Here is an 8,468-nt window from a genome sequence, read left to right as displayed (position 1 = left end):
CGAGTTTCGCGGAAACTTCCGGAGGCATCACAAAGACACTATTTTTCTCTATTTTCAGCCATCTCAACGAGTCGTTCGGAGCGCTGTCCGACCGATAGCCTCCAAAAAATCTTTGTTATTCTCTACCGGAACTTTAATCAATTCCGGGACATTATACGTGTACGTAAACGAATCGTAAAATTCCGGATCTTTCTGCGGAAGCAGAAAAGGCTTTCCGGCACGTCCGGTACAACGGTCGAAAGCGGCCAGATAAGGGCGTGCCCAAAGTCCGTCCAGACGTTTACTGCTGAAGACAAACCAATCGCCCGACGAAGCCCACGTATGATAACTGTCCACATCGTTGCTGTTCACTTCATCAAGTACACGAATCGCTCCGCTTTGCAAATCCATCAGATACAAGTCGCTTTCGGGATGCCAGATCGAGAAGTTCCCATAATCGAACTGCGTAAACATCACATATCGTCCGTCGGGCGAGACGCGCGGGAAAGAAACGGATCGACCGATTGCAGACGCCTGATAGACGCATTCAAGATCATGCAGACGTTCCTCTTTTTCGTCGAAACGGATGCGATACAAGTCGTACCGGATGCTGTCGAGAGCGGCACCCGGAGCATAAGCTGCGGCACGACAAAAATAAAGCGTCGTTCCGTCGGGCGACCATGCAGGGAAAGTCTCCATATAGTCTCGTGTATAAACGAGCGAATCGGTGAATATCTTTCGAGTTTGCGTATCATAAATCACAAGGTCGGCATCGAGGTCGGAGACTTCGATCGGTTTCTTGCCCGATGCGTGAAAGAACTGCTGGATCTCATTCATCGAAAAAGCGATGTAACGTCCTTGCGGATGCCAAGCCGGATACGTCGCACCGTTTTTATATTCTTCCGGTTTGAGATTCACCTTCTCCGTCTGTCCGTTTCGACGAATCAGCGTTCCTCCCTGCTTTCCGCGGATATGCAGCATCATAGTCTCCGGTGAGTTGAGAGTAAACGAATGACAGTTCACACATTGTTTGCCGAAGTCGCGGTTTTCCAGCAACGGAGTCTCCTGATACGAAGTCAAATCGCGCTGATAGATTCCCATTTCGTTCCACAATTCATACCCCGGATACAACAGGCGATAAACGAGATAAGGGTCTATGGGATGCTCGGAAACCGTATTGATAATATCCGTATAGCCTATCCATCGTCCTTCTTTCAGCAAACTGATACGAAAGAAAATGTCCTTGCCTTGCGCCTCTTTCAGCAGGCTACTCCATTTCTTTTCGGGGATACGTACCGTCGGGTCTTTACTACTAATCAGAATCGCCACGGTTTCCGCATAACCAATCTCCGTCTGATAAGCCTCCGCCGTATCACGGATGATAAAATTGGGCGGAGCAATATTGGTGGGAAACGTAACGCCGGCATAATCGGGATATATTCGGGGTTGTGCTTCACTATGTGCTTCGGGAGCATGATACGAAACGCATCCGGCAAACATGAAAGCGCTTAGCAACAAGAGGTATGCAATATATCGAGTATTCATATCGATTGTTTTTAAATTTGTTTTTTTAATCACGGATCACTTTAGGTCCGTAAGGACTGATATAATTGAGGTAGAACCAGTACGTTTTCCCGAACTCGGCTTGTAAAGTCTCCATCTGCCGGGCTTCTGCCAGACGGTAGTAACGCTCAAAACGCCGTTTGGTTTCTTCACTGACGGTAAGGCCGGTCATCTCAAACACCTTCTCCCGACCTACGCCCAATTCGTAAATATAAAGAGCTTCCTCGTAAGCCTGTGATAAGCAGGGATAAGCAAAACGGCGCATGAGCGGGAGATTTCGAGCAAACCGCTCCACGTGATTACTCAGCAGTAAATGGCTCATCAAATATTCGAAGGCCATTCGATTGGCGGTATCTTTCTCGCACAAATATTGCAGTTCGGGACCGAGATTCAGTACATTCGCAAAACGTGCCGGTACATCTTCCGTATTTCTCAGCGCATTTCGGGGCAGCATATGATCGGGATTCCCTGCCGACTGTTCAAGCCGAAGTGCTTCGTCGTGGTAGAAGAGTGATTGCTTAAGCAGATTGATAAAACGCTGCGCGACGCGCGGACGACCGTTCGAAAGATTATAACGCGCCAGATTAAGCAGGTGCGGAGCCGTCTCTCCCCACACGACCATCGCCTCGAACTCCCAGCGATGCGCCTCGTTGAGGTAGCCCAATTTCTCATAAAGCAAGTATCCGTATTCGCTCTCACGACTATTCCCGTCCCATGGAAAATACAGACTCTTGACTCCCAATGCCTGCGGATAGTCGAACAAGCGATAAGGCAACGCGCCGGTATGGTATAATGCCAAATTGTGAAAATAAGCGATCAGTTGGTTACTTCTTCCCCGACCGAGATAATTTCCGGTATATTCCAGCACCTTCTCCCAATCTCCGGCCTTGGCTGCCTGCTCGGCCTTGAGCATGATACGCTCGCCGACGGAATACGATTTCAGAAAAAACACATAGCCACCCGCGGCGTATGACGTTAGAAAAATTACGGTCAGCCAAATGCGTCCGTAACGGCCGAACGACTGCGGCCAACGGACGATTTTTCGTTTCGGTTTCACAAATAGCAGCAGCAGATTAATCAGGAACAAAAGCAGGAACACACCGACGACCGTTTTGAGGGAATGATCGACAGGCATGGTATAAAAGAAAAGGCAAAGCGAAGGCACGACCGCAAGTTGAAACGGATCCTCCCCTTCTACGAATCTTCGGATGATGCGATCTGTTAAAAAATAAACGGAAGCGAGCATAAATGCCAATACAGCGCTTCCTGCTACCGGATAGTAAAAGAATTGGATGACAAAGTTCGTGACATATTCCAGCCAGCCTTCGGAGGCGAGGGTCTGCCGCCAATACGAGGCGGAGAAAAGAAACAGGTGATGCTGCTCATGATACGTAATCACGTGCGACAACGCGCCCCGATATGCCGTAAAATAAACGAGGAAAAGCAGGCCGAATAGAACGTATTTCAAATATTTCATTGTATGATAAAAAAAGTGAATAAGGCTGCCCCACAAATAGCATTGCGGGACAGCCTTTTTTATATAGACTCAAACGCTTTAATTCGGATAGCCCGGATTTTGCGTCAAAGCCTTGTTCAAATCACGCTCTTCCTGCGGAACCGGATAGACGTAATTATGATCTTCGTACTTGCTGCCGGTCAATTTGACATTCTCTCCTTCGTAGAGAATACAAATCTTTCCTCCGTCACCCTGTTTCGCATCGGGCGAATCGACCAACTTATACTTCAGCCCCAGGAACGGTTCGTTGAGCACTTTCTTGGCAATGCCCCAGCGACGAATGTCCCATTGACGTTTGCCCCCTTCGAGGGCAAACTCCACACGCCACTCGTTACGGATACGCTGGCGCAAATCGTCCTGCGTAGCGCAATACGTCGGTTTGCTTGCATCGGTCTTTTGCAGTTCGGGCATGCCCACACGTTTACGCACAGCGTTCACAGCCTTGAAGGCCTCATCGTCCAACGGCGACAACTCATTCTTAGCCTCAGCATACGTGAGCAACACTTCTGCGTAACGGATCACCACGGCGTCTTTCCCCATGTCCCAACCTTTCGATGAAGGATCGATAGACGGATCAAGCCATTTCTGCTGATAATAACCGGTAGCCGTAGCATCTCCGTGCTGACCGATACCGGTCGGAGCAGCCGATTTCAACGGAGCCACATTAATCGTAACGCCGTACATGGTTTCCCCATGATGCAACACATTTACTTCCAAGCGCGGGTCACGATTTTCGAACGGCTTTTTCGGATCGTAGAGTTTCGACTTGGCAATCGGAGCGCCTTCAATATCTTCAAAGGCATCGACCAGACTTTGTGTCGGGTTAATACCTCCCCATCCTTTCGTCGGGAATGCTTCCCAACCGATCAGATACCACGAGTTCTCGGCTTCCTTGAATTGTTTAACCAGAATAAACTCCTTGCATCCGTCGGCTTTCTCCCAAAACAGTTCCTGATACTTCCCGGTATTCTGCTCATCATACAACGAGTATTCATTCAGCTCCATAACCTTCTTCGCACTCTCGGCAGCCACATCCCACTTGCCGTAGTACAATGCCGCACGAGCTTTCATGGCCAGCGCCGCACCTTTGGTTACTCGGCCATATTCCGACGCTTTCCACGATTTCGGCAAATATTCAATGGCTTTGTCGAAGTCTTGCATCACCTTGCCGTACACCTCTTCGCGGGGAGTACGCACAATACCTTCCTGATCGCTTAACGATAACGGCTTATCGATATAAGGCACATCACCATAACTGCGAATCAAATCGAAATACTGAAATGCACGGAAGAAATGAGCCTGCCCGAGCACGCGGTTTTTCTTTTCCGCCTCATAATTGGGAATAAGGGCTATCTTGCTCAGCACGATATTCGCTTTACGGATCGCTGCGTAGTTATCTTTCCACTTAAAATCCTGCGGGTCATACACCCCTTTCGATATATTGCCGGCCGCCCATTTGATTCCGTGCACCGCATCGTCCGAATTAATCGCACCGTCCACGTCCCAGTAAGGGAGTGAAGTATACAGGTTCGAGACTGCTTTTTCGGCATCGTCCGGACTCTTCCAGAAACTATTGTCCGACAGCTCTTCGAGCGGATAACGATCCAGATCTACACAAGAAGTCATACCCAACACGGCCATCGCAACGACCATATATATATGTTTTATTTTCATTATCTTATCGTTTTTAAAATTAGAATGTCATTTTCAGTCCCAGTGAAACTTTTTTCACGTTCGAATAAAAAGCGCCTCGCGTATCGGAGGGTGATTCGGGGTCTAATCCGTCCAGTCCGGAGAAAGTCAGCAAATTCTCACCCGACACAAAAACTTTCAATCTGTCGATTCCGGCTTTGCTGAGCAAGTGCTTGGGAAGCGTATATCCGAATGAGAGATTTTTCAGACGTACATACGAAGCGTCTTGCAGCCAGAATGACGACACAGCATAGTTCGTCTGTGAGTTTCTGGTGATACGCGGATACGAAGCATTATGATTCTCCGGCGTCCAGCGGTCGAGGTGTCTCTTGAGTACTTTTCCACTGTTAAAGAAAGAATATGCAGCTTCCATCGTATAATACGCATCTACATCGAATGCGCCTTGCCAAAGCATGGAAAAGTCAAAATCTTTATAATAGAGACCGATATTCAATCCTCCGGTCCAACTCGGGAAGTTCTTACCGATCACCCTGCGGTCGTCACCGGCTGTGATTTTCCCGTCTCTGTTCAGGTCTTCGTATTTAATGTCTCCGAGCTTTTCACGTCCCAAACGTTTCGGATGGTTCTTCAGTTCTTCTTCGGTATTGAAATAGCCATCGGCCACAAATCCGTAGAACGAACCGATGGGATGTCCTTCCAGACGCCATATCTTCTTGTTATCCGGGTCTTCACCTTCTGTACCGAACATATCGGTAATCTCGTTCTTCACGTAAGCCACATTGAAATTAACGCTATATCTGAAATCTTTGTTAATCCGATTGTTGTGAAAAATGCTCAAATCGAATCCAGTGTTCTCCACATTTCCGGCATTCTGTGCCGGAGGATTCATCCCGATCACGCCCTGAATAGGAAGATAAAGCAACATGTCGTTCGTACGTTTTTTGTAGAGCGACAGTTCGAAACCGATCATGTTATTGAGGAAAGCAGCTTCAAGCCCCAGCTCATAGTTGGTCACGGTTGCCCATTTCAGGTTCGGATTCACGTAACGCGATTCGTGTACCGTCGAGTAAAGCGTATTGCCGAACATTGTCAAATTCTTTTTGTCATTATAAGCATACGTCGGAACAGCCGGATAGATATCGTTATTTTTCAATTCTTCGTTACCGGTTCTACCCCATCCCAGACGCAACTTAAGGTTGCTGAGCCAATCGAAGCGGTCTTTGATAAATGCTTCTTCCGAGAGTCTCCATCCGGCCGAGAAGGCAGGGAAGAAACCCCAACGATTGTCTTTCGGGAAGCGAGACGAAGCGTCGGCACGCATATTGGCTTCGAACAGGTACCTGTTCTCGTAGTCATACTGAACACGTCCGAAGTACGAAAGACGCGCCGTTTCATATCCGCCGTCAAGATTTTTCTGTGACGAAGCATCGAGCGTATTGAGCGATTCGGGAAGATCATCGCTTCCGCCACCCGTACGGCTCGTTTCAGTATACCGATACGTATATTCCACTTGTTCGGCACCAGCCAGAAGACCAATCGTATGCTTACCGAACGTCTTATTATAATTGGCCAGTAATTGCGAAGTGTACCAGTTCCAGTTATAATAGTTGTGATGTCCTTCACGCTTGCCCGAATCGAATGTTCCGTAGCTCCAGTGTTTTTTGAATTTGCGTTCATCGCGCGCATCGTGACGCAACGAGAAGACTCCTTTGATACTCAACCCTTCGATGGGAGTCAGCGTAAGGTAAGCCGTTGCATTCAGTTGCTGGTTTATCTGACGGTAAAGCCCTGTCCGTCCCTGATGAGCAACCGGATTATTCAGGTTGTTGTAGCTGAATTTCCCGTCTTTGTCATAAATCCCTAACGTGGGCGGAATACGGTTCACGTATTGCAACAATGACGCGAATCCTTCAAATTCGTCCTGATCCGTTCCGCGATAGGCCGATGCATTCATTCCTACGCTTACCCACTTGTTGATTTTCGAATCGAGATTGATACGTCCGTTATACCGGTCGTAGCTTTTTTCCTGCGACAATCCGTCCTGAAAGAGATAAGCCAACGAAGCCATATACGTCGTACTTTCCGATCCGCCGCTGATGGAAACGTTATGTTGGGTTTCCATCGCACTCTTTTTCATCACCGCATTATACCAGTCGGTATCGGGATGACCGATCGGATCGGAACCATCGCGGAATTTCCGGATATCATCGTCCGAGAACGGCAGCGGGTCATTCGGATTTTCGTTGCGTGTGGCTTCGTTGTACAAGACGGCGTAGTCGGCTGCTCCGAGGAAATTGAGGCGGGCCGTAGGACTTGCCCATGACACTAATCCGGAGTAATTCACACGCGCCCGCTCTCCGGTCTTTCCTTTCTTGGTGGTAATCAAGATAACCCCATTGGCCGCCTGCACCCCGTAAATAGCCGATGAAGCCGCATCTTTCAAGACCGAAATCGACTCGATATCCTGCGGATCGATCGAGTTCATGCTTCCCGGCACTCCGTCTACAATCACCAGCGGGCTGGCGGCATTGATCGAGTTCTTACCGCGGATCGTGATCGTTCCCGTTTGAGCGCCCGGCGCACCCGAATTCTGAATCGTCGTCACCCCCGGCATCGTTCCCGCCAATGCGGCAGAGACACTCGCTACCGGACGCGCTTCGAGCGCTTCGGCCTGAAGCGAGGCCACGGAACCCGTTAAGTTCGCCTTCTTCTGTACACCATACCCTACGACTACGACTTCGTCCAGCATTTTGTCGTCTGACTTCATCGTCACGTCGATCGTTGTCCGTCCGGACACCGCCACGGTCTGTGTTTGCATCCCCATGTAACTGAAGACAAGTTTGCCGTTCGAAGGCACGTTCTCCAATACATACTTCCCGTCGATATCGGTAATCGTACCGATTGTGCGGTTACTCTCTACCACAACGGATGCTCCGATAACGGTCAAGCCCGTATCGTCCATTACCGTACCGCGCACGGTAATGGTCTGAGCAAACGTTCCCAACGATACTGTCCACAGCAAAGCAAACAGTATTCCTTTCCATTTACAAATTGAATGTCTACGTTTCATTCTTGATTGTTTTTAATAAATACTATGTTGTTGTTCCATTCGTTCATCTCATCTGCTGTATTTGCGTTCCGGGCATAGAAGGATCGTCTCCTCTCGTATCCGAAAGGAAGCGCACCAATATCGGACGGTACAAAAAATACCGCCTGCGATATCGAAAAAAATAAATGGGGTTTCGGAAAAAACGGGAGAAAAGCCGGATGAAAACTCGGCAGAAGAATTAAATAAGGGTACCCCCCCCCGCTAATTTTTTGTAAATATTGATAAAAAATCCCTATTCCACTCTTGTATAGAGTGCAAAAGCCTCGAAATGTGTTCTTGTTCCTACTTATCGGCGTTTTCTCTGACTTCGTATGGGTCACTTTTTTATCTTCAAGCTGTTTTTTTTAGAGCGTGCAAAAGTATTCGTTTTTTTTATAAGAAAATAACAACCGTATATGTTATATAACATGTTTCCGATTTAATTGAACCGCTATTTAAGAATAACGATACCCTACTCCACGCCGACGAGGTCTATTCCTGCCTCAATGGAGTGGCGCGGAAAGACGGCGCTATCAAAGCGCATGTCGATGAGATGCGTAAACGCTTCGTGCGCAAGACGGAAAAAACTCCAACACACCGTCGGACGGCAACGGAGTACAAGGAGCGGAAAGCGTCGACGTTTTTTACTCGGGCTTCGCACCGAAAACA

General features: G+C 48.4%; 5 protein-coding genes. All 5 read right to left on the bottom strand.

Translation table 11 applies throughout. The features are described from left to right. Nucleotides 1–63 precede the first annotated feature (63 nt). Entirely contained in the window at nucleotides 64–1,524 is a 1,461-nt protein-coding gene (locus Q4A89_RS08470) for a cytochrome C biosynthesis protein (RefSeq protein ID WP_303184886.1), read from the bottom strand. 25 nt (nucleotides 1,525–1,549) lie between these two features. Further along, the gene (locus Q4A89_RS08465; RefSeq protein ID WP_303184885.1) at nucleotides 1,550–3,019 is read right to left on the bottom strand and encodes a DUF6057 family protein; all 1,470 of its coding nucleotides are present in this window, start codon (nucleotides 3,017–3,019) and stop codon (nucleotides 1,550–1,552) included. A 78-nt stretch (nucleotides 3,020–3,097) separates the two neighbouring features. Next, a complete protein-coding gene (locus Q4A89_RS08460; protein WP_303184884.1) occupies nucleotides 3,098–4,732 on the bottom strand; it encodes a RagB/SusD family nutrient uptake outer membrane protein in 1,635 nt (544 codons plus the stop codon). A 19-nt stretch (nucleotides 4,733–4,751) separates the two neighbouring features. Continuing rightward, entirely contained in the window at nucleotides 4,752–7,781 is a 3,030-nt protein-coding gene (locus Q4A89_RS08455) for a TonB-dependent receptor (RefSeq protein ID WP_303184883.1), read from the bottom strand. Between the two features lie 490 nt (nucleotides 7,782–8,271). Continuing rightward, nucleotides 8,272–8,468, bottom strand: a 197-nt coding sequence (locus tag Q4A89_RS08450) for a hypothetical protein (protein ID WP_303184882.1), incomplete at its 5' end; no start/stop codon positions are given.

It is taken from the genome of Tannerella sp. (assembly GCF_030528505.1).
Taxonomy (GTDB): domain Bacteria; phylum Bacteroidota; class Bacteroidia; order Bacteroidales; family Tannerellaceae; genus Tannerella.
This window is presented reverse-complemented; position numbering and strand designations above follow the sequence as displayed.